Source organism: Actinomadura viridis (genome assembly GCF_015751755.1).
GTDB classification, from domain to species: domain Bacteria; phylum Actinomycetota; class Actinomycetes; order Streptosporangiales; family Streptosporangiaceae; genus Spirillospora; species Spirillospora viridis.
On record NZ_JADOUA010000001.1, the window covers coordinates 2543519 to 2565153 of the forward strand.

At 75.0% G+C, this 21635-nt stretch carries 20 protein-coding genes and 1 pseudogene; 13 read left to right on the plus strand and 8 right to left on the minus strand.

Annotated elements, in window-relative coordinates:
* Positions 1-195 precede the first annotated feature (195 nt).
* The 3 genes from ggt (at position 196) to IW256_RS11360 (ending at position 3526) form a co-directional block, all read left to right on the plus strand.
* Positions 196-2112: a gamma-glutamyltransferase gene (gene ggt, locus IW256_RS11350; protein ID WP_307828843.1), complete on the plus strand. Its 1917-nt coding sequence runs from the start codon at positions 196-198 to the stop codon at positions 2110-2112.
* 44 nt (positions 2113-2156) lie between these two features.
* The gene (gene cutA / locus IW256_RS11355; RefSeq protein ID WP_197010918.1) at positions 2157-2546 is read left to right on the plus strand and encodes a divalent-cation tolerance protein CutA; all 390 of its coding nucleotides are present in this window, start codon (positions 2157-2159) and stop codon (positions 2544-2546) included.
* A 122-nt stretch (positions 2547-2668) separates the two neighbouring features.
* Positions 2669-3526, plus strand: coding sequence for an oxygenase MpaB family protein (locus tag IW256_RS11360; protein WP_197010919.1), 858 nt, complete (start codon positions 2669-2671; stop codon positions 3524-3526).
* Positions 3527-3595: 69 nt separating this feature from the next.
* Here IW256_RS11360 and IW256_RS11365 read toward each other — a convergent pair whose 3' ends face one another.
* From IW256_RS11365 to uraH, 6 genes are all read right to left on the minus strand, one after another.
* Entirely contained in the window at positions 3596-3892 is a 297-nt protein-coding gene (locus tag IW256_RS11365; protein ID WP_197010920.1) for a metal-sensitive transcriptional regulator, read from the minus strand.
* Between the two features lie 170 nt (positions 3893-4062).
* Positions 4063-4659, minus strand: coding sequence for a histidine phosphatase family protein (locus IW256_RS11370; RefSeq protein ID WP_197010921.1), 597 nt, complete (start codon positions 4657-4659; stop codon positions 4063-4065).
* A gap of 29 nt (positions 4660-4688) precedes the next feature.
* Complete coding sequence (ald, locus tag IW256_RS11375; protein ID WP_197010922.1) at positions 4689-5804, minus strand: alanine dehydrogenase; 1116 nt, start codon at positions 5802-5804, stop codon at positions 4689-4691.
* A gap of 127 nt (positions 5805-5931) precedes the next feature.
* On the minus strand, positions 5932-6741 hold the full coding sequence (locus tag IW256_RS11380; protein WP_197010923.1) for an SAM-dependent methyltransferase: 810 nt from the start codon (positions 6739-6741) through the stop codon (positions 5932-5934).
* Positions 6742-6873: 132 nt separating this feature from the next.
* Positions 6874-8058 (minus strand): glycerate kinase, encoded by a 1185-nt coding sequence (locus IW256_RS11385; protein WP_307828844.1) that lies wholly within the window; start codon positions 8056-8058, stop codon positions 6874-6876.
* 223 nt (positions 8059-8281) lie between these two features.
* Positions 8282-8659 (minus strand): hydroxyisourate hydrolase, encoded by a 378-nt coding sequence (gene uraH / locus IW256_RS11390; protein ID WP_197010924.1) that lies wholly within the window; start codon positions 8657-8659, stop codon positions 8282-8284.
* Between the two features lie 270 nt (positions 8660-8929).
* On the opposite strand from uraH, the pseudogene IW256_RS41040 reads away from it, so the two are divergent.
* The 9 genes and pseudogenes from IW256_RS41040 to IW256_RS11435 all read left to right on the plus strand — a co-directional run.
* Positions 8930-9235, plus strand: a pseudogene (locus tag IW256_RS41040) (PucR family transcriptional regulator); the annotation flags it as partial.
* 88 nt (positions 9236-9323) lie between these two features.
* Positions 9324-10646: a helix-turn-helix domain-containing protein gene (locus tag IW256_RS11400; RefSeq protein WP_197010925.1), complete on the plus strand. Its 1323-nt coding sequence runs from the start codon at positions 9324-9326 to the stop codon at positions 10644-10646.
* Positions 10647-10789: 143 nt separating this feature from the next.
* Entirely contained in the window at positions 10790-12124 is a 1335-nt protein-coding gene (locus IW256_RS11405) for a DUF5685 family protein (RefSeq protein ID WP_197010926.1), read from the plus strand.
* 73 nt (positions 12125-12197) lie between these two features.
* Positions 12198-13853, plus strand: coding sequence for an AMP-binding protein (locus IW256_RS11410; RefSeq protein WP_197010927.1), 1656 nt, complete (start codon positions 12198-12200; stop codon positions 13851-13853).
* 89 nt (positions 13854-13942) lie between these two features.
* Complete coding sequence (locus IW256_RS11415; RefSeq protein ID WP_197010928.1) at positions 13943-14383, plus strand: hypothetical protein; 441 nt, start codon at positions 13943-13945, stop codon at positions 14381-14383.
* Complete coding sequence (locus tag IW256_RS11420; RefSeq protein ID WP_197010929.1) at positions 14376-16505, plus strand: bifunctional copper resistance protein CopD/cytochrome c oxidase assembly protein; 2130 nt, start codon at positions 14376-14378, stop codon at positions 16503-16505. The genes IW256_RS11415 and IW256_RS11420 overlap by 8 nt, the downstream gene beginning before the upstream one ends.
* An 86-nt stretch (positions 16506-16591) precedes the next feature.
* Entirely contained in the window at positions 16592-17845 is a 1254-nt protein-coding gene (locus tag IW256_RS11425) for a sensor histidine kinase (protein ID WP_307828845.1), read from the plus strand.
* Positions 17842-18501 (plus strand): response regulator transcription factor, encoded by a 660-nt coding sequence (locus IW256_RS11430; protein WP_197010930.1) that lies wholly within the window; start codon positions 17842-17844, stop codon positions 18499-18501. The genes IW256_RS11425 and IW256_RS11430 overlap by 4 nt, the downstream gene beginning before the upstream one ends.
* On the plus strand, positions 18498-19436 hold the full coding sequence (locus IW256_RS11435; RefSeq protein WP_197010931.1) for a TIGR03621 family F420-dependent LLM class oxidoreductase: 939 nt from the start codon (positions 18498-18500) through the stop codon (positions 19434-19436). Before IW256_RS11430 ends, IW256_RS11435 begins: the two co-directional genes overlap by 4 nt.
* A gap of 61 nt (positions 19437-19497) precedes the next feature.
* Here IW256_RS11435 and IW256_RS11440 read toward each other — a convergent pair whose 3' ends face one another.
* Entirely contained in the window at positions 19498-19935 is a 438-nt protein-coding gene (locus tag IW256_RS11440; protein WP_197010932.1) for a VOC family protein, read from the minus strand.
* Between the two features lie 51 nt (positions 19936-19986).
* Positions 19987-20895, minus strand: coding sequence for an LLM class F420-dependent oxidoreductase (locus IW256_RS11445; protein WP_197010933.1), 909 nt, complete (start codon positions 20893-20895; stop codon positions 19987-19989).
* 130 nt (positions 20896-21025) lie between these two features.
* Here IW256_RS11445 and IW256_RS11450 point away from each other — a divergent pair, with 130 nt between their 5' ends.
* A complete protein-coding gene (locus tag IW256_RS11450; RefSeq protein ID WP_197010934.1) occupies positions 21026-21613 on the plus strand; it encodes a TetR/AcrR family transcriptional regulator in 588 nt (195 codons plus the stop codon).
* Positions 21614-21635 lie beyond the last annotated feature (22 nt).

The window sequence follows — 21635 nt, forward strand, 5'->3', positions numbered from 1 at the left end:
ACTTTTAGGTAAAACCGCAATAAGTTGCCCTTGATTACTGCGAGGTCGTTGCGCGCTCTTTATCTGCGGTCACCTGCGTGAAGGGTGGCCTGCGGGGTGGCACGGGTGCCTCCGGGGCCCCTGAGGCACGTCGTGACGCTGGCGCACGGACGGGAACGATGAAACGGTGGTTGCCGCCTACTCCCGGGAGGTTCCGTGTCGTTGTTCGCGTCCCGTGCCGCTTCTCGTGCCGCGTCCCGCGCGGCGTCCGGTGCCGCCCCGGCCCGGCGCCGGTCGCGCCGCAGGTCCGCGCCGGCCGTCGTCCTGGTCCTGTCCGCCGCGCTGATCGCACCCGGTCAGGCGTCCGCGGCCCCGGTCACGTCGCCCCAGCCCGCCGGCGGGGCGCAGCCCGGCAAGCACGCGGTGGCCACGGGCTACGGCGGCGCGGTCGCCACCGTGGACCTCGACGCCAGCCGGACCGCCATCGAGGTGCTGCGCAAGGGCGGCAACGCGATGGACGCGGCCGTCGCCGCCGGCGCGACCCTCGGCGTGACCGAGCCGTTCGTCGCGGCGATCGGGGGCGGCGGCTACATGACGTACTACGACGCCCGGCGCCGCAAGGTGTACACCGTCGACGGGCGCGAGACCGCGCCGCGGGCGATGCGGGAGGACTCCTTCGTGGATCCCGCCACCGGCAAGGCGATCCCGTTCGAGGAGGCGGTCACCAGCGGGCTCGGCGTGGGCGTGCCCGGCACCCTGGCCCAGTGGGACACCGCGCTGCGCCGGTTCGGCACCCGCGACCTCGGCACGCTGCTCCAGCCCGCCATCCGGGTGGCCGAGCGCGGGTTCGTGGTCGACCAGGAGTTCTACGACCAGACCGCGGTCAACCAGGCCCGGTTCAACGACATCGTCCCGACCCGGGAACTGTTCCTGCCCGGCGGCGCGCCGCCCGCGGTCGGCTCGGTCTTCCGCAACCCCGACCTGGCCCGCACCTACCGCGAACTGGCCCGGAAGGGCCCCGGATGGATGTACGGCGGCGGGCTCGGCCGCGAGGTGGCCCGGACGGTGCGCACGCCACCGGTGGACCCGAAGGCCACGCGCAACGTCCGTCCCGGGCTCATGGAGGACGGCGACCTGGGCGCCTACCGCTCGCGGACGCCCGAGCCCACCCGCGTCTCGTACCGCGGCCTGGACGTCTACGGGATGCCGCCCTCCTCGTCGGGCGGCTCCACCATCGGTGAGGCCCTCAACATCCTCGGCGAGTTCCCGCTGGACGCCAAGGACCCGGTCGCGGCCCTGCACCACTACCTGGAGGCGTCCAAGCTCGCCTACGCCGACCGGGGCCGCTACGTCGGCGACCCCGACAAGGTGGACGTCCCGCTGCGCGAGCTGCTGTCGAAGGGGTTCGCCCGCGAGCGCGCCTGCCTGATCAAGCCCGACGAGGCGGCGCAGGCCCCCGTGCCGCCGGGCTCGCCGGACGGCGACTACGCGCCCTGCGCGCCGCAGGCCGGGCGGGCCGGCGCGCTGCCGTACGAGGGGCCGCAGACCACGCACCTGGTCGTCGCCGACAAGTGGGGCAACGTCGTCGCCTACAACGTCACCATCGAGCAGTTCGGCGGCAGCGGGATCACCGTCCCCGGCCGCGGCTTCATCCTCAACAACGAGCTGACCGACTTCACGCTCCAGCCGCCCGCGCCCGGCGCCGCGCCCGACCCGAACCTGCCCGGCCCCGGGAAGCGGCCCCGCAGCAGCATGGCCCCCACCCTCGTCCTGGAGGACGGGCGGCCCCGGCTCGCCGTGGGCACCCCCGGCGGCTCCACGATCATCACCACCGTGCTGCAGATCCTGCTGAACCGGATCGACCTGGGCATGGACCTGCCCGCCGCGCTGGCCGCCCCGCGCGCCACCCAGCGCAACACCCCGCAGGTGTTCGCCGAGCAGGAGTTCATCGACCGGTACGGCACCGCCCTGGCGGCCCGCGGCCACCGGCTGGAGCTCTTCCCCGGGCCCCCGCGCGGGACGATCGGCGCCGCCACCGCCCTGGAGTTCCTGCGGCCCGGTCTGGTCCAGGCCGTCGCCGAGCCGCGGCGGCGCGGCGGCGGGAGCGCCCTGGTCGTCCGGCCGAGCCGCTGACGGCGGCGCGACTACGATCCGATACTGGGGGAAGGAGTCGTGCCATGGCCCAGGCGTACGTGCAGGTGACGACGACGACCGACTCGCGGCCCGAGGCCGCCGCCCTCGCCAGGTCGGCGGTCGCCGAGCGGCTCGCGGCGTGCGCCCAGCTCGTCGGGCCCATCGCCAGCACCTACTGGTGGGAGGGCGAGATCGAGTCCGCCGAGGAGTGGATGGTGGTGTTCAAGACCACCGACGACCGGTTCGACGAGCTGGCCAGCCTCATCACCGAGGGCCACTCCTACGACAGCCCCGAGATCATCGCCACCCCGGTCGTCGCGGGCAGCATGGACTACCTGGCGTGGGTCAGCGAGCAGACCGAGCCGGCCGGTGACGAGGACGACGACCTCGACGACGGGCCCGGTGACACCGGCGACAACCTTCCGGTCGAGTGAACGGGGCCGGGGCCCGGCGCGATCGGCCGGGCCCCGGCGCACCCGGTGTGATCCAGGTCATATCCGGGCAGATAAGTCTACGGTTACCGTGAGGGGTGGTCTCTGCGGGAGGAGGCGAGCGGATGGTGCGCGAGAACGACGACCACGGCCTGTTCGGGCCGGGCTCGGTGACGTGGCGGGTCATGGGCGAACCCGTCCTGATGGTCGGCGGCATCCGTGCCCTGCTGCTCCAGGCGCTGCATCCGCACTCGATGTGGGGCACCGCGCAGAACAGCGAGCTGATGGACCCGCACGCGGCCTGGGCCCGGCTGGCCCGGACCGTCGAGTTCGTCCGGATCCGTACCTGGGGGACCGAGGAGGAGATCGAGCGGGTGGGCCGGCGGGTCCGCAAGCTCCACTCCAAGCTGACCGGCCTCGACCTCCGGACCGGCGAGACGTTCGCGGTCGACGAGCCGGAGAACCTGCTCTGGGTGCACATGGGCGAGGTCGACTCCTACCTCGACGTGGCACGGCGGGCCGGGGTCCCGCTCAGCGACGCCGACGCCGACCGCTTCGTGGACGAGCAGCGCCGCGCCGCGGCCGTGGTCGGGCTCGACCCCGCCGACGTGCCCGCCTCGGTCGCCGAGATGAAGGCGTACTACGCGGACATGCGGCCCCGCATCTGGGCCTGCCGGGAGGCGCGCGAGGGCCTGCTGAGGATGTTCAACCCGAACGTGCCCCGCAACCTGCTCCCGCTCAAGCTGGCGGCGCCCGGCATCGGCCTGCTGGTCGTCGCGACGCTGCCGCGGTGGGCGCGGCGGATGTACGGGCTGCCCGGCCTGCCCACCTCGGATCTGGCGGCGACCCTGACCCTCAAGGGCCTGTACCGGACCACGCACGCCATCCCCGAGCACATGCGCTACCAGCCGGACGCGCTGCGCGCACGCCGGCTGATCCGGGAGCACGAGGACGCCGCCGGCACCCTGGGCATGGCGGTTTGAGCACCCGGCCGCGTCCCTGACCCGGAGCGCCCTCCCGGCCCCGCCGGGGCCGGTCGGCAGGCTCCGGAGTCAGCCGCGGCGCATGAGGCGGCCGACGGCCGCCATCAGCTCGGTGGACATGACGTCGGACTTGCCCTCTTCGGCGCCCTCGGCCACGCAGTGCCGCACGTGCCCGTCGAGCAGCCCCAGGGCCACCTTGTCCAGCGCCGCCTGGACGGCGCTGATCTGGGTGAGCACGTCGATGCAGTAGCGGTCGTCCTCGACCATCCGCTCGAGCCCGCGCACCTGGCCCTCGATCCGCCGCAGCCGGGTCTGCAGCTGGTCCTTGGTGGCGGTGTAGCCGCGTGTGGGGGTCTCGCTGGCCATGGTCGTCCTCGCAATCGATCCGGAGGGTGCCGTCGTGGGGGCACGCCGGAGTCAACCCCCTAGGGGTACCGTATATGCCCGCGCCGACGTTCCGCCGTGCCCGGCGCGGAGTCCGGTGCCGTGCGCGGTGCCCGCGCGTGGCGCCCCGTGCGCGGGGTGGCGGCCGTCTCTCAGGGGGCCGGGGGCGGTACGTTCCACGAGGCGATCACCGGGCGGCCGTGCTCGGTGCCGAGCGTCGACAGCGTACCGGTCTCCAGCCGGAACAACCGTCCCGCGGCGGGCTCCAGGCCCAGCCAGCGGGCGGTCAGCACGCGCAGCACGTGCCCGTGCGCGACCAGCGCCACATCGCCCTCGCCGAGCAGCGGCCGGACCCGGTCCAGGACGGCGTCGGCGCGTTCACCGACCCGTTCGACGGACTCGCCGGGATGGGCGGCGTCGCCGGGGACCACCCCGTCGTCCCACAGGTACCAGCCGGGACGGTCCTCGCGGATGCGCGCGCTGGTGATCCCCTCGTAGCCGCCGTAGTCCCACTCCCACAGGTCCGGGTCGATCGCGTCCACCCGGAGCCCGGCCAGCTCGGCGGTCCGGCGGGCGCGCTCGGCGGGGCTGCTCAGGACCCGGGCGAACGGCCGCGTCCCCGTCACCGCCGCCAGCGCCCGCGCCTGCTCCTCGCCCCGCGCGGTGAGCGGCACGTCGGTGCGGCCGGTGTGCCGCCGGACACGGCTCCACCCGGTCTCGCCGTGCCGCACGATGATCAGCTCGCCCATGGGCACACTGTACGGCCCGCCGCGCCGGCTCAGGCGAGCAGGGACTCCGCCGGGACGTGCGGGAGGCAGTGGGCCTCGGCGACATGGCCGTAGGTGACCGCGCCGTCGTGGGTGTTGAGGCCGAGCGCCAGCGCCGGGTCGTCGCGGAGCGCGGCCCGCCAGCCCTTCCCGGCGATCTCCGCCGCGTACGGCAGGGTGACGTTGGTGAGCGCGTGGGTGGAGGTGTTGGGCACCGAGCCGGGCATGTTGGCCACGCAGTAGAAGATGGACTCGTGCACGGCGTAGGTCGGCGCGCCGTGCGTGGTGGGCCGGGAGTCCTCGAAGCATCCGCCCTGGTCGATCGCGATGTCCACCAGGACCGAGCCGGGCCTCATCCTGGCCACCAGGGCGTTGGAGACCAGCGTGGGCGCCTTGGCTCCGGGGATCAGGACGGCGCCGATCACCAGGTCGGCGGCGCGCACCTCGTGCTCGACCGTGTAGGCGTTGGACACCAGGGTCCGCAGCCGGCCCTGGTAGATGGCGTCGATGTGGCGCAGCCGGTCGACGCTGACGTCCAGGACGGTCACGTCCGCGCCCATGCCGACCGCGATCTGCGCCGCGTTCAGGCCGGAGACGCCGCCGCCGATCACCGTCACCCGGGCCGGCGCGACGCCCGGCACGCCGCCGGGCAGGACCCCGCGACCGCCGCCGGAGCGCATCAGGGCGTTCGCGCCGACCTGCGGGGCGAGCCGTCCGGCCACCTCCGACATCGGGGCCAGCAGCGGGAGCGAGCCGTCCGGCAGTTGCACGGTCTCGTAGGCGATGCCGGTGACGCCGGACGCGAGCATCGCCTCGGTGCACTCCCGGGAGGCGGCCAGATGCAGGTAGGTGAACAGCGTCTGGCCGCGCCGCATCCGGTGGTACTCGGCCGCGACCGGCTCCTTGACCTTGAGGACCAGCTCGCCCTCGGCCCAGACCTCGTCCGGGCCCTCCAGGATCTTGGCGCCGGCCGCGACGAAGTCGTCGTCGTGGATCGCCGATCCCAGGCCGGCGCCGCGCTCGACGAAGACCTCGTGCCCGCGCCTGGTCAGTTCGTGCACCCCCGCGGGGGTGATGGCCACCCGGTACTCGTGTTCCTTGAGCTCGCGCGGTACGCCGATCTTCATGGTCACCCTTCCCGGCCGGCGGCCCCGGCTCCACGCCTCAAGCGTGCGACGCGCCGCCCCCGCCCTGCCATCCGCGGTGTGTAAAGAAAACCGCCGACCTGCTGACAGGGTGTAAGAGTGCGGAAGGTCAGGGCTTGCGGGCGATGCCGCCGTACATGAGGCGGTGGCCGACCGTCAGCTCCGCGGGGACCTCGGTGTCGGGGCGCCACAGCGGCAGCGGCACCACGCCCGGCTCCAGCAGCTCCATGCCCTCGAAGTAGGCGGTGATCTCCTCGGGGGTGCGGAACCGGCCGGTGCCCAGCAGCGCCAGGTACTTCTTCTCGGCCGCGACCGCCTCGGGGCTGGAGGCGCAGAAGTGGGTGACGAACAGGTGGCTGCCGGAGGGCACCGCGTTCATCAGGGTGTCGACCACGTGCTGCGGGCGCTCGTCGTCGTGCAGGTGGTGCAGGATGCCCACCAGCATCACCGCGACCGGGCGGTCCAGGTCGATCAGCCGCCGCACGTCCGCGTCGGCCAGGATGCTCTCGGGCTCGCGCACGTCCGCGGTGATGACCGTGGTCCGGTCGTTCTCGGCCAGCAGCGCGCGGCCGTGGGCCAGCACGATCGGGTCGTTGTCGACGTAGACGACCTGGGCCTCCGGGTTCACCGACTGGGCGACCTGGTGGGTGTTCTGCACGGTCGGCAGGCCCGAGCCCAGGTCCAGGAACTGGTCGATGCCCGCCTCGGTGGCCAGGTACCGCACCCCGCGGCCGAGGATCTCGCGGTTGTAGGCGGCGACGTCGTAGATCTCGGGGACGACCTTGGTGATCTCGCCGACGAAGGCGCGGTCGACGTCGAAGTTGTCCTTGCCGTTGAGGACCACGTCGTAGGCGCGCGCGATGCTGGGCTTGGTGACGTCGATCCCGAGGGAGGCCCAGTCGTAGTCCTGTCCGGCCATGTGTGGGTCCTCCACTTGTCGCAAGCTGTACCTGAAACAAATTCGCACTCGGTTGCGGCACGATCGTAAAGGTCAAGGGCCCTGTGTGGCGCCTGGTTTACGATCTTTGAGCGGCAATTCGTGTGATGGTCGTCACAGTGCGGCAGGGGGAGCGGATCTCCGCCGGGGCAGCCACTCGTCGGCGATGGCGACGGTGAGCTGTTCCAGTAGCGGCCCCGCCTGGCGCATGCAGCGCGCGGCGTCGGGCTCGATGTCGGTGAGCGCGTACACCCCCTGGATCCGGGCCTTGCGCAGCTGCTCGCCGGTCAGCCCGCGGCGCCCGACCGCGGCGACCACCGGCACCCCGGCCCGCGCCGCCGCGCGGGCCACCCCGATCGGCGCCCGGCCGCGCAGCGACTGGACGTCCAGGGCGCCCTCGCCGGCCACGACCAGATGGGCGCCGCGCGCCTTGCCGGCGAATCCCAGCAGGTCGAGCATGAGGCCGATGCCCGGCTCGAGGGTGGCGCCGAGGAAGGCCAGCGCCGCGAAGCCGACGCCGCCCGCCGCGCCCGCCCCCGGGCGGTCGCGGGCGGCCGTGCGGGAGGCCGCCTCCGCCAGGTCGGCCCAGCGGCGCAGCGCCGCGTCCAGGACCCGGATCTCCTCGGGCCCGGCGCCCTTGCGCCGGGCCTGCCCCACGGCGGCGCCGTTGCGGCCCAGCAGCGCGCCGCCGGCGTCACCGGCGACGATCACCTCGACACCGGACAGGTCGGCCATCCCGCGCAGGTCCAGCGTGTGCAGCGAGCGCAGCGCCGCCGCGCCCGGCGGCAGCTCCCGGCCCTTGGCGTCCAGCAGCCGCCCGCCCAGGCCCTGGACGAGCCCCGCGCCGCCGTCGGTGCAGGCGGCGCCGCCCACGCCCAGCACGATGCGCCGCGCGCCGAGCCGTACCGCGTGCGCGAGCATCTGGCCGGTGCCCAGGCTGGTCGCGCCGAGCGGGTGGAGCCTGCCGCCGGGGAGCCGGCGCAGCCCGGACGCCTCGGCCAGCTCCACCACCGCGCTGCGGCCGTCGATCGCCAGCGAGGCGGTGACGGGACGCCCGGTGGGACCCGACACCTCCACCCGGACCCGGCGCCAGCCCGCGGCGATGGCGGCCTCGGCGGTGCCGTCGCCGCCGTCGGCCACCGGCAGCTCCACGATCGGCACCGCGGGCCGCGCGCGGCGCAGCCCGGCGGCGAGGTGCCGGGCGACCTCCCGCGCGGTGAGCGATCCCTTGAACCTGCTCGGCGCGAGCAGGACGTGACCGCCCGTGGGGTGGTCGGGGAGAGAGTCCGCGGACAGCACAGCCACGCCTTTCACGCCGGGGGTCAGGCCTCACCCTCTGCTTAGCCATGACGGCACCATTTGACACCCGGAACCCTCTCCAAGGTGCGGGAACGGCGGGAGAGGAATCAGACCCCGCGGCGAACGGGGGCGAAGGCGGCATCGCGGGCGCGGGTACCGGCGTCGCGCTCCTCACCGGGTCGCAGCGGTCCGCGCCGGGTCGCAGCGGTCCGCGCCGCGGCCCTCAGCTGCCGCGGTAGGTCGAGTAGCCGTACGGGCTCAGCAGCAGCGGCACGTGGTGGCGCTGCCCGGCGACGGCGATCGTGAAGATCACGCTCACCTCCGGGTAGAACGTCGGCACCCCGATCCCGGCGAAATAGGGGCCGGTCCCGAAGCGCAGCCGGTACGTGCCGGGCGCCGCGGGCACCTGGGGGGCGCTCCAGCGCCCGTCGGCGTCCGTCATCCCCTCCGCGAGGGCCTGCCAGGCGTTCCCGTCGTAGGCGTCGAGGCGGACCGGTACCTCCGCCGCGGGGAGTCCGCGATGGGTGTCGAGGACGTGCGTGGACACGTGGCCGGGGGCGGCTTCGGGCGCGGGGACGCTTTCAGGGCTGGACGCGGTCATGCCGTAAGTACAGCAGCAGCCGGGCACAGGTCCGACTTCGGGGGAGCGCTGCGTAACGGACCAGGTCCGCTATAGCCTGCCTTGGTGCGAATGCGAGACTCGGCGAGCGCCGTCGGTGACGAAGCCGGCGCAAAGGGCGGGACCGAAACCCCCTCCGGCACCCCCGCTGCCGGGCGCGTGGCGTCCGGGCGCGCGGCGCCCGGGTGGCGCGGGAGGGCGCCGGAGCCGCCCGAACCCGCGGGCGCGCCGGCCCCGGCGCCCCGCGACGACGCCGAGGTCGACTCCTACGCCGGGCTGCTGGACTCGGTGCCCGAACGCACGCGCTGGTCGTTCCGGACGCGGCTGCTCGGGCCGCTGGAGGAGTACGACAGCATCCGGCAGGCCGACCTGATGCACACCCTCGAGGTCTTCCTCGCCTGCTCGGGCTCCTGGAACCGTACGGCGACCCGTCTGCATGTCCATGTGAACACGCTTCGGTACCGGATCAGGCGAATCGAGGAGCTCACGGGGCGGGATCTGGGCACACTGGAGGATCGGGTCGACTTCTTCCTCGCGCTGCGAGCGATGCGACGATGAGGGACCGGAGCGCGGACCCGGCGCGGGAACGCGGCACGCGACCCGGATCGGAACCTCGGAGCGGAACCTCGTAGGCGGTGGTCACACGATGGATCGGGAGACACTGGGACAGCGCATAAGGGCGCTGCGGATCCGGCAGGGCGTCAGCCAGGCGCAGCTGGCGTTCCCGGAACTGTCCGACAGCTACATATCGCTGATCGAAAGCGACAAGCGGGTCCCCGCGCCGAGCGTGATCGACCTGCTCGCCGCGAAGCTGAACTGCTCGCCCACCTACCTGGTGAGCGGCGTCAGCGAGGACGTGGTGGACGAGCTGCGGGTGACGCTCGACTACGCCGAGATCGCGCTGCAGAACGGCGCGGCCGAGGAGGCGAGGGGCCGGTTCGCCGAGGTCCTGGCCAACGCCGACGCGGTGGCGCTGCCGGACATGCTGCACCAGGCGCGCTGGGGCCACGCGCTGGCCCTGGAGGCCGCCGGCGAGCTGGAGGAGGCGATCTCGGGGCTGCGGGCGCTGACCGCCGAGGCGTCCGCGGAGACCGACCTGGACCACTGGGCCAAGGTGCACGTCGCGCTCAGCCGGTGCCTGCGGGAGCGCGGCGACATCAGCGCCGGTGTGGAGGTCGCCGAGGAGGCGATGCGGCACCTCATCGCCACCGGCGCCGACTCCACCGACGCCGCCGTCCACCTGGGCGCCGCCCTGCTGGCCGCGTTCATCGAGCGCGGCGACCTGGTCCGGGCCCGGCACCTGGCGACCCAGCTGGTGGAGCGCGCCGAGCGGCTCGGCAGCCCGCGGGCCCGGATCGCCGCCTACTGGGAGGCCGCCTACGTCGCCGAGATCCGCGGCGAGTACGAGGACGGCGTCGCCCTCGCCGAGCGCGCGCTGATGCTCGCGGGCGAGGACGTGACCGCCGGCGGCGGGCTGAGCGACGACCCGCGCGACCTGGCCCGGCTCCGGATCGTCTACGCGGGCCTGCTGCTGCGGGCCCGGCCCGGCGAGGCGGGCCGCGCACGCGACCTGCTCACCCGGGTCCGCGGCGAGATCAACGCCAGTTCCGCCGGGGAGATCGACGTGGCCTGGTGCCTGACCGAGCTGGCCCGGGCCGAGACCGCGCTGGGCCGCCCGGAGGAGGCGGTGACGCTGGCCGAGCAGGCCCTGGATCTGCTCGGGGACGCCCCGCGCCGGGCCACCGCCTGGGCGCTGACCGTGCTGGGCGAGGCGTGCGCGCGGCTGGGCCACCGGGAACGGGCGATCGAGATCCTGGCCCGGGCCGCGACCCACCTGGAGCAGATGGAGTCGTCCCGCGAGGCCGCCCAGACCTGGTTCGACCTGGCCGAGCTGCTGGCCGAGACCGGCGCTCCGGACGAGCCCCGGCTCGACGCCTACCGGCGCGCCCTCACCTGCGCCGGGGTCTGACCCGCCACGCCGTGCCGCCCGCCGGCCCGTCTCCCGCCGCGGCGGGAGACGGGCCGGCGGTATTCGGGGGAACCCGTTCTGAGATGACCGCGTCGATGATGTGTCGTTGTCGCGATCACTGACCGCAAGGAGTTCCGCCGCCGATGTTCGGATTGGTGAGGCCGTGCAAGCACGTCTTGTGCGGCACCTTGTTCAAGGACTGGATGGCACACCTTTGCGGGTTGTGCCTGACCCTGCGCGACCAGCACGGCCAGGCGGCCCGGCTGGTCACCAACTACGACGGGCTCCTGGTCTCGGTGCTGGTCGAGGCGCAGCGCCCCGAGCTGTCGCCGCGCCGCAAGGCCGGGCCGTGCGCCCTGCGCGGGATGCGGGCTGCCGAGGTCGTCGAGACCAGGGCGGCGGGCGCGCGGCTGGCGGCGGCGGCCTCGCTGCTGCTGGCCGCCGGCAAGACCCGCGACCACATCGCCGACGGTGACGGCCTGCTGGGCGGCCCGGCGCGGGGACGGCGGCCGGCCGCGGCGGTGGCGGGCCGGATCGCCGATCGCTGGGACGCCGCCGGGGGAGCGGCGGGCACCGCGATCGGGTTCGACCCCGCGGTGCTGCGCGACGCCGTCGCCCGGCAGCCCGAACTGGAGGCCGCGGGCGGGCTGGGCCTGCTGGAGCTGACCGAGCCGACCGAGACGGCCGTCGCCGCCGTCTTCGCCCACACGGCGGTCCTGGCGGGCAGGGAGGGCAACGCCGAGACGCTCGCCGAGGCGGGCCGCCTCTTCGGGCGGCTGGCCCACCTGATCGACGCGGTCGAGGACGTGGAACGTGACATGCGGACCGGCGCCTACAACCCGCTCCTGGCCACCGGCACCACCCCCGTGCAGGCCCGCCGCCACTGCGACGACGCGCTGCACGGACTGCGGCTGGCGCTCGCCGACGTCGAACTGGAGGACCGGCGGCTCGTCCGGGCACTCCTGGACCGCGAGGTGGGACGCTCGGTCGGCCACGCCTTCGCCGCGTACCCCGGCGGCCCGCCGCCACAGGGGCCCCACCCCCAGGGCCCGTACCGACAGGGGCCCCACCCACAGGGCCCGTACCCGCAGGGCTCGTACCCCCAGGGGCAGTATCCGCCGCAAGGGGCCTACGGGCACCAGCAGCAGGGGCATCCTCCTGGGCATGGCCGGGCCGATGGCGGCGGCGACTGGTCGGGAGGCGGCGGCTGGGGCGGCGGAGGCGATGGAGGCGGCGGCTGGGGCGGGGGCTCCGGGCACGGTGGCCGGCCGCAGCGGCCGGGGCTGCCGATCCCGTGCTTCACCGGCTCGCTGGTGTGCATGACCTGCGGGATCTACCAGCCCCGATGGAGCAAGCACCATGGCAGGAAGTGCGGCGATCGTTGCTGGTGCACGCGGCACTGCGACGGGTGCGGCGACCCCGGGTGCGGCGACTGCTGCAAGTGCTGTGACGGTTGCTGCTGCGACTGCAACTGCTGACGCGGGCCGGGTCCTCGAACGGCGCCCGCGACACGTCTTGACCAAGCGTCTGCTTGGGTGACACGCTCGCGGGGTGGCGTACGGCACCTTCGCGAAGCTGTTGCTGGAACGGGCCGGCGACGAACGGCCCGGGCTGCTGTTCGAGGACGAGACCCGCACCTGGGCCGAGGTCGTCCTGGAGGCCCGGCGGCGCGCCGGGCTCCTCGCCGCCCTCGGCCCGCCGCCGCCCGGCCGGCCCCGGCACGTCGGCGTCCTCCTGGAGAACGTCCCGGAGTACGTCTTCTGGATCGGGGCCGCGGCACTGGGCGGGGCCACGCTCGTCGGCATCAACCCGACCCGGCGCGGGGCGGAGCTGGCCGCCGACGTCCGGCACACCGACTGCGACCTGATCGTCACCGACGACGCCCACGCCGGGCTGCTGGACGGGCTCGACACCGGGGTGCCGGACGAGCGCGTCCTGCGGACCGGCACCCCGGAGTACGCCGCGGCCCTCCCCGGTCCGGCCGAGCCGGTGGAGGCGGACGCGCGCGACCGGCTCCTGCTGCTGTTCACCTCCGGCTCGACCGGCGCGCCCAAGGCGGTCGCCTGCGGCCAGGGCAGGCTCGCGGCGATCGCGGAGCGCTCCGCGGACATGGGCATCACCCGGGACTCGGTCACCTATGTCGCGATGCCCCTCTTCCACGGCAACGCCCTCATGGCGAACCTGGCGATGGCGGTGCACGCCGGAGCCACGGTGGCGCTGCGCCGCCGGTTCTCCGCGTCCGGTTTCCTGCCCGACGTGCGCCGCTACGGCGTCACCTACTTCAACTACGTGGGGCGGGCGCTGGCCTACATCCTGGCCACGCCCGAGCGGCCCGACGACGCCCGCAACACGCTCCAGGCCGCGTTCGGCACCGAGGCGTCCGCCCAGGACATGGCCGGGTTCGCCGCCCGTTTCGGGTGCCGGATCATCGAGGGGTACGGGTCGAGCGAGGGCGCGATCGCCCTGCGCAAGACCCCCGAGACCCCGCCGGACGCGCTCGGGCTGCCCCAGCCGGGCATGGAGGTGGCCGTCCTCGATCCGGAGACCGGGACCGAGTGCGAGCGCGCCCGGTTCGGCCCGGACGGCGGCCTGCTCAACCCGGGCGAGGCCATCGGCGAGCTCGTCGGGCTCAACGTCGCGGACGCGTTCGAGGGCTACTACAACAACCCGGAGGCGGACGCCGAACGGGTGCGCGGCGGACGCTACTGGAGCGGGGACCTCGCCTACCGCGACGCGCGGGGCTTCTTCTACTTCGCCGGACGCGGCGCCGACCGGCTCCGCGTGGACAGCGAGAACTTCGCCGCCGCCCCGGTCGAGCGCATCCTGGCCCAGTGGCCCCCGGTGGTCATGTGCGCGGTGTATCCCGTGCCCGATCCGCGTACCGGCGACCAGGTGATGGCGGCGCTGGAACTGCGCGGGCCGTTCGACCCCACTGCCTTCGCCCGGTTCCTGGCCGGGCGGCCCGACCTGGGCACCAAGTGGGCGCCGCGGTTCGTCCGGGTCGTGGCGGCGACACCGCTGACCGCGACCGGCAAGGTGGACAAGCGCCCCCTGCGCCGCGCCCGCTGGGAACCGGGCGCGTCCGGGCCGGTCTGGTGGCGTCCGGGCCGCGCCCTCGCCTACGAGCCGCTGACCGCGGAGGGGGCGGACGCCTTGCGCGAGGAGTTCCTCGCCCACGGCAGGGCGCATGTGCTGACCACCCTGTGACCCGCGGCGGCACGGGCCCGGGAGGGGGCCGGAACGGTGAGGGCGAGGGGGGCGTCCGGCACCGGAAGGGCTCAGTAGGGTAGAGACCGATGAAAACCCTCACCTCCGGGCCGTGGACGCGCCGCCTCGGTCCCCTCGCCGCGCTGGTCCTGGTCTTCGGCGCGGTCTTCGGCGCCGTCTCGGCGGCTCCCGCGCCGGCTCACGCCCGGCCGGTGGCCGGTGCCCCCGGCCATGACACCGCAGCGGCGCCCGCCGCGCAGGCCGCGCCCGCCGCGCAGGCCGCGCAGGCCGCGCAGGTTGCGTCGGCTCACGCCCGGCCGGTCGCGGAGCCCGCCGCGGAGCGCTCCGGCTTCCCCGCCTGGGTCATGATCATCGTGGGCTCGGCGGTGGGGATCGGGATCGGGATGCTGATCGTGTTCCGCGCCAAGCGCAAGTACCCCGACGGGGGCGGGTCCGGCGGCCCGGCACCCCGCGGCTCCGGACGGCGCGACCCCGGACGGCGCGACCCCGGACGGGGCGACCGTGGCTAGGACGAGCGCCGGCGAGAAGCCGCCGGGCGCGGCCGTCTCGCGCGGCGGCGGCCCGGACGTCCTGCGCGTCGCGGCGATCGCCGTGGCCGCGGCCGTTGCCGGCCTGGCGGCCGGGCTCGTGCTCGGCGGAGCCGCCGCCGAGCAGGTCATCCCCGGGCTGAGCGACGCGGGCACCGTCACCCGCTGGGGCCTGCCCCTGTCGCGCACGGCGATGAACCTCGCCGCCGCGGTGACGGTGGGCGCGCTGATCGCCGCCGCCGCGCTGCTGCCCCTGGAGGGCGGCGGCACGGGATCCGGGAAGTCCGCGGGCGGCCGGACGGCCGGCCCGCGCCTGGGCGCGGACGCGATCGGGTACGCGCGCGCCGCGTCCTGGACGGCCGCCGCCTGGGCCGCCGCCGCCGCGGCCACGCTCGTCTTCACCATCGCCGACGTTCTCGGCCAGCCGGTGAGCCAGGTCATCGTCGACAGCAAGCTGAGCAGCTACGCCGGCCAGATATCGCAGGGCACCGCGCTGATGCTGGTGGTCCTGCTGGCCGTCGTCGTCGCCCTGCTGGCCCGGACGACCACCACGCCCGCCGCGACGTTCGGGCTGCTGGTCCTGTCGGGCATCGCGCTGCTGCCGCCGCCGCTGACCGGCCACTCCGCCTCGGCCGCCAACCACTCGGTCGCCGTCACCGGCGTGGCGCTGCACGTCCTGGCGGTGGCGCCGTGGGTCGGGGGCCTGGCCGCCGTCGGCGCGCACGCGCTGGCGCGGCGGGACCGGCTGGAGGTGATGTCCGCGCGGTTCAGCCGGATGGCGCTGTGGTGCTACGTGATCGTGGGCGCCAGCGGGCTGGTCAACGTGATCGCCCGGCTGCCCGACCCGGCCGAGCTGCTGAGCACGAACTACGGGCGGCTGGCCCTGGGCAAGATCGTCGCGTTCGCCCTGCTGGGCTGGTTCGGCTGGTGGCACCGCGAGCGGACGCTGCCCGCCCTGGCCGAGCGCCGGCCCGGCGCGTTCACCCGGCTGGCCACGGTCGAGATCGCGATCATGGCGGCCACCGTCGGGCTGGCGGTGGCGCTGGCCCGGACCGCCCCGCCCGCGCCCGCCACCGAGGAGTCGGCGGTCAAGTCCCTCATCGGGTACGACATGCCGCCGGCGATCACCCCCGGGCGGCTGGCGGCGCTGGGGCAGTTCGACTTCTTCTTCGCCGCGCTGGTGGTGGCGCTCGGCGGGCTCTACCTGGCCGGGCTGGTCCGGCTGCGGCGGCGCGGCGACCGCTGGTCGCCCGGCCGCACCGCCGCCTGGTACCTCGGCCTCGCCACCATCCTGGTCGTCACCCAGACCGGGATCGCGACCTACTCGCCGATCCTGTTCAGCGTCCACATGGTGCAGCACATGGTGCTCAACATGCTGACGCCGATCCTGCTGGTGCTGGGCGCGCCCGTCACGCTGGCGCTGCGCGCCCTCAAGCCGGCCGCGGTCCGCGGCGACCGCGGCCCCCGGGAGTGGCTGACGGCCGCCCTGCACAGCCGCGCGGTCGCGATCATCGCCCATCCGGCGGTGGCCACCGTGATCTTCGTGGCCGGGACGTTCGTGCTGTACTTCACGCCGCTGTTCGAGGCCGCGATGCGCAACCACCTCGGGCACATCGCGATGTCGGCGCACTTCCTGCTCGCGGGCTCGCTGTTCTTCTGGGTGCTGATCGGGGTCGACCCGGCGCCGCGCAGGCTGCCCTACCCCGGCCGGATCCTGCTGCTGTTCGTCACCATGCCGTTCCACGCGTTCTTCGGCATCGCGCTGATGAACCTCGGGCAGCCGCTGGCCCGCGGCTGGTACACGGCGGTGGACCCGCCCTGGGGCGCCTCGCTGCTGAGCGACCAGCACACCGGCGGCGCGATCGCCTGGGGCTTCGGTGAGATCCCCACCTTCATCGTGCTGATCGCGCTGGCGTTCCAGTGGTACTTCGACGACCAGCGGCAGGCCCGGCGGCTGGACCGGCAGGCCGACCGCGCCGAGCGCCGGCGGGCCGGGCGGCCCGCCGGGGCCGGGGAGCCGGTCGCCGAGGACGACGAGCTGGCCGCCTACAACGCCCGGCTGGCCAGGCTCGCCGAGCGCGACGAGCGGAGCCGCGGGTCCTGACCGGCGGCCCGGTTCCCCCGGACGGGGGAGGGCACGGGTCCTCGCGGAGGAGGCCCGCCGGTCCGCCGCTCTGCCAGGATCAAGGGGTGTCCCGCCCCGCCCGTGCCCCCGTCCCGCCCCGCCTCCGGCCGCTGATCGGCCGGGCCGTGTGGCGGCGCTGGTCCTACCTGGTGGCGGGCGGCGCGCTCCTCATGCCCTACTGGTTCCTGGGCATGCTGATGGTGACGGCGACCCCGTGGGGAGGCCCGGTCGTCCAGGGCGTCCTGATCCTGCTGGTGCTGCCGCTGGTCGCGGCGTTCGTCACGGGCCTGGTCCCGGCGGTGCGGCTGCTGGAGGGCGCCGCGGCCAGGGAACTGCTGGGCGGTCCCATCGCGTCCCTGCCGCCCGGCCAGGCACGCGGCTGGGAGAGCAGGGTGCGCACCGGGGCCTGGTTCGCCCTGCACCTGCACATGGGGGTGGTGGTCAGCGGGCTGAGCCTGGCCGTCCCGCCGTTCGCCGCCGTGCTGATCATGGCGCCCGTGACCTCCTGGAACGAGCGGCTCTGGCGGGCCTGGGGCCTGGACGAGCCCTGGCCCGCGTGGACGACGCCGTTCCTCGGCTTGGCGATGCTGGCCGCGGTGCTGGTGCTGATCGCCGCCGCCGGCGGGCTGCTGGCCCGGCTCGCGCCGCGGCTGCTCGGCCCCTCGGCGGCCGAGCGGCTGGCGGCGATGGAGGCGCGGGCCGTGCGGCTGGCCGAACGCAACCGGCTGGCCCGCGAACTGCACGACTCGGTCGGCCACGCGCTGAGCGTGGTCACCCTGCAGGCCGCGGCGGCGGGCCGGGTGCTGGACCGCGACCCGGAGTTCGCCCGGGAGGCGCTCGGCGCGATCGAGGAGTCGGCGCGGGCGGCCCTGGAGGACCTCGACCACGTGCTGGGGCTGCTCCGCGAGGACTCCTCGCGCACCGCGCCCCAGCTCACCCTGAGGGACCTGGACCGGCTGCTGGACCAGACCCGGATCGCCGGCGTCGAACTGGACGTCGCCGTGGACCCCGATCTGGAGCGGGTGCCCGCCGCGGTCTCGCGCGAGGCGTACCGGATCGTCCAGGAAGGACTGACCAACGCGCTGCGTCACGCCGGCCGGGTGCCGGTACGGCTCCGGGTCGGGGTGCGCGGCGAGCGACTGGAGGTGGAGATGAGCAATCCGCTGGGCGCCCGGCCCGCGGGCCATCACGGCGGCGGGCGCGGGCTGGGCGGGGTGCGGGAGCGCGTCACCGTGCTGGGCGGCCGGATGACCGCCGGCCCCGACGGGGACGGGCGCTGGCGCCTGGCGGTCTCGCTGCCGCTGAGGCCGGCGTCATGACGGTACGCGTGCTGCTGGTGGACGACGAGCGGCTGATCCGGGCCGGGCTGGCGGCGATCATCGGCGCCGAGCCGGACATGGAGGTGGTGGGCGAGGCCGGCGACGGGGCGGAGGTGCCCGGGCAGGTGTCCCGGCTGCGTCCCGACGTCATCCTGATGGACGTGCGGATGCCCCGGCTGGACGGCATCCAGGCCACCCGGCGCATCCTGGAGTCGGTGCCCGAACCGCCCCGGATCATCGTGGTCACCACGTTCGAGAACGACGAGTACGTCTACGACGCGCTCAAGGCCGGCGCGCACGGGTTCCTGCTCAAGCGGGCCCGGCCCGAGGAGATCCTGCAGGCCGTCCGGCTGGTGGTGCACGGTGACACGCTGCTGTTCCCGGCCGCGATCCGGGCCCTGGCCGCCGAGCACCGCGCGGGCGGTCCGGGCGGCGGCGCCAGGGCGCGCTGGCACGGCCGGCTGACCGAGCGGGAGGGGGACGTGCTGCGGCTGATGGCCCGGGGGCACTCCAACGCCGAGATCGCCGCCGAGCTCTTCGTCAGCCCGCAGACGGTGAAGACGCACGTCGGCAACGTCCTGGCCAAGCTGAACGCCCGCGACCGCACCCAGGCGGTGATCTTCGCCTACGAGACCGGGTACATCATTCCCTCATGACACCCTTCCGTTTCGGGTTCAACTTCTTCGACATCGGCTCCCGCGAGGACTTCGTGGAGGTCTGCCGCCGGGCCGAGACGCTCGGTTACGACACCGCGCTCGTCCCCGACCACCTGGGCGGCCCCGCCCCGTTCCCGACCATGATGGCCGCGGCGGAGGCGACCGCCCGGCTGCGGGTCGGCACCCTCGTCCTCAACATCGGGTTCTGGAACCCGCACCTCCTGGCCCGGGAGATCGCCACCGCCGACCGGCTCACCGGCGGGCGGGTGGAGATCGGCCTGGGGTCCGGGCACATGAAGTGGGAGTTCGACGCGGCCGGGATCGCCTGGGAGCCGTTCACCGCGCGGTCGCGGCGGCTGGCGGCGGCCATCGAGGAGCTTCGCGCCCTCTTCGGCGGCCCCGGCTACCCGGAGCAGGCCCCGCTGCGCGAGCACTACGGGCTGGCCGAGCTCAAGCCCGTGCAGCGGCGGGGGTTCGGCGGACATGGCCCGCCGCTGCTGGTCGGCGGCACCGGCGACACCGTGCTGGAGATCGCCGCCCGGGAGGCCGACATCGTCGGGATCGCGGGCGCCTACCAGGCCGCGGGCGAGCCGCCGGGCACGTTCGTGCTGGGCACCGCCGAGCAGGCCGACGAGCGGGTCCGTTTCGTCCGGGAGCGGGCCGGGGACCGTTTCGCGGGCCTGGAGCTGAACCTGCTGGTGCAGCAGGTGGTGGTCACCCCCGACCGGCGGGGCACGGCGGCCGGGCTGGCCGCCGGGCCGCTACCGAACCTCTCCGTGGAGGAGATCCTGGACTGCCCGTTCCTGCTGATCGGCACCGAGGAGCAGATGGCCGAGCAGCTCCGTGAGCGGCGCGAGCGGTACGGCTTCTCCTACATCACCGTGCACGGGCCGTTCATGGAGGCGTTCGGCCGGGTCATCGAACGCCTCGCCTGACCGGGAGCGCCGGGCCCGAGTCGGCCCGAGGCCGGGGCCGGGGCCGGGCCGGGGCGGGCGGTCAGGTGACGCAGAACTCGTTGCCCTCGGGGTCGAGCATGACGATCCAGTGCTCGCCCCACTGCCCGTCGCGGGCCTCGACGATCGTGGCGCCCGCCGCCGCCAGCCGCTCGGCCTCGGCCCTGACCGCGGCGCGCCGTTCCCCGGCGGGCCGGTCGAGCGGCCCGCCGGCGCGCAGGTCGAGGTGCAGCCGGTTCTTGGCGGTCTTGGGCTCGGGGACGCGCTGGAAGAACAGCCGCGGGCCCGCGCCGTCCGGGTCGCTCACCGCGCTCGCGGAGTTCCACTCCGACTCCGGGATGCCGCGGGCGGCCAGGGCCTCCGGCCAGGACCCGAAGCCGGGCGGCGGCGGGTCGAGGACGTAGCCGAGGGCCAGCGCCCAGAACCCGGCCAGCCTGCCGGGGTCCGAGCAATCGACGGTGATCTGCACGGTTGTCGCCATGCTCGCATCCAACCGTGTCACTCCGACACTCCGCCGCCCGCCGCACCGGGATCAGACCGTGCCGCTCAGCGAGCCGAGCAGCTCGATCGTGCGGGCCCGTACGTCCGCGTCGCCGAGCGGGGTGACCAGCAGGTCGGTCGCCCCGGCCTCGGCGAACCTGCGGACCTCCGCGGTCACGGCGCGCTCGTCGCCCGCGACGATCGTCTCGTGCACGTTCGACAGGCCCTGGCGGTCCAGCACCGCGCGGTAGCTCGGCAGGTCGCCGGCGATCCCGAACCGTTCCAGGACCTCCCGCCGGGCGGCCTCGGGGTCGTGGGTGAGCGCGACGACGGCGCCCGCCACGATCCGCGGCGCCGGGCGGCCGGCCTCCTCGGCGGCCCGGGTGATCAGGGGGACGATGTGGCCGGCGATCCCCTCCGGGCCCAGCCACGTGGTGACCGTCCCGTCGGCCAGCTCGCCCGCGATCCGCAGCATCCTCGGGCCGAGCGCGGAGAGCAGGACCGGCGGGGGAGCGATCCCGGGCACGGCCACGCGGCCCGCCGCGGTGAGCGCCTCGCCCCGGTGGTCCACCTCCTCGCCGCGCAGCAGGGGGCGCAGCACCGACAGGTACTCGCGGGTGTGCGCGGCCGGCCTGGTGTAGGGGATCCCGAACGAGCCCTCGATGATCTGGGAGTGGCTCGGCCCGATGCCCAGGGTGAAACGGCCGCCGCTGACGGCCTGGGCGGTCAGCGCCTGCTCCGCCATCGTGACCGGGTGCCGGGGATAGGTCGGCACGACCGCGGTGCCGACCTCGATCCCCGGCACCTCGCGCCCGGCGGCGCCCGCCGCCATGATCGCGTCCCAGCCCGCCAGCTGGGGCAGGAACGCGCCGTCCAGCCCGGCCGCCGCGGCGGCGCGCACCTCGCCGACGATCTCCTCCAGCGTCGAGCCGGCGCCGACGACGCACTGTCCGATCCGCATGGTGCTCCTCCTGAAGATTCCCGGAAGCTAACATGAAGCGGAGATTCCGTTTCCGTTCGGCCACCGTACACTAACCTGAACCGGAGGTTCCGGTTGTCGCCGTTCCCGACCCGCGAGGAGGGCCGCCGCCGTGCGAGCCGACGCGCGCCGTAACCGCGAGCGCATCGTCGCCGCCGCGCTCCAGCTGTTCGCCGAGCGCGGCCCGGCGGCGTCGATGGAGGAGATCGCGAGGGAGGCCGGGCTGGGCGTGGGCACCCTCTACCGGCACTTCCCGGACCGGCGGGCGCTGCTGGAGGAACTCGCCGACGACACGCTCGACCGGCTGCTGGAGTTCGCCGGTGGGCTGGCCCGGGAGGCGGAGGCCGCGCCCGGGGACACCGCCCACTGGGACGCCTTCCTGCGGCTCGTGGACTATTGTGCGGGGCAGCCGCTGTCGCTGTTCAAGGCGTTCTTCGAGGAGAACGCGGCCCCCGCCGCGCGGGCGGAGAAGGAGCGCGCGGCCGACGCGATGATCTCGTCCCTCGCGGAACGGGCTCAGAAGGAGGGGAGCCTGCGCGGCGACATCACGCCCGCCGAGGTCGTCCGGGTGCTCAACGCGGTGGTGTGCCGCCCCGGCGCCCGGGCCGACGATCCCCTCGCCACGGTGATGCTCGACGGTCTCGCCGCCCCCGGGCGCCGCACGGCGCCCCCGGCGTCCCCGGCGGCGGGGGACGGCTGACGGCCGGATCGGGCGACCGCGA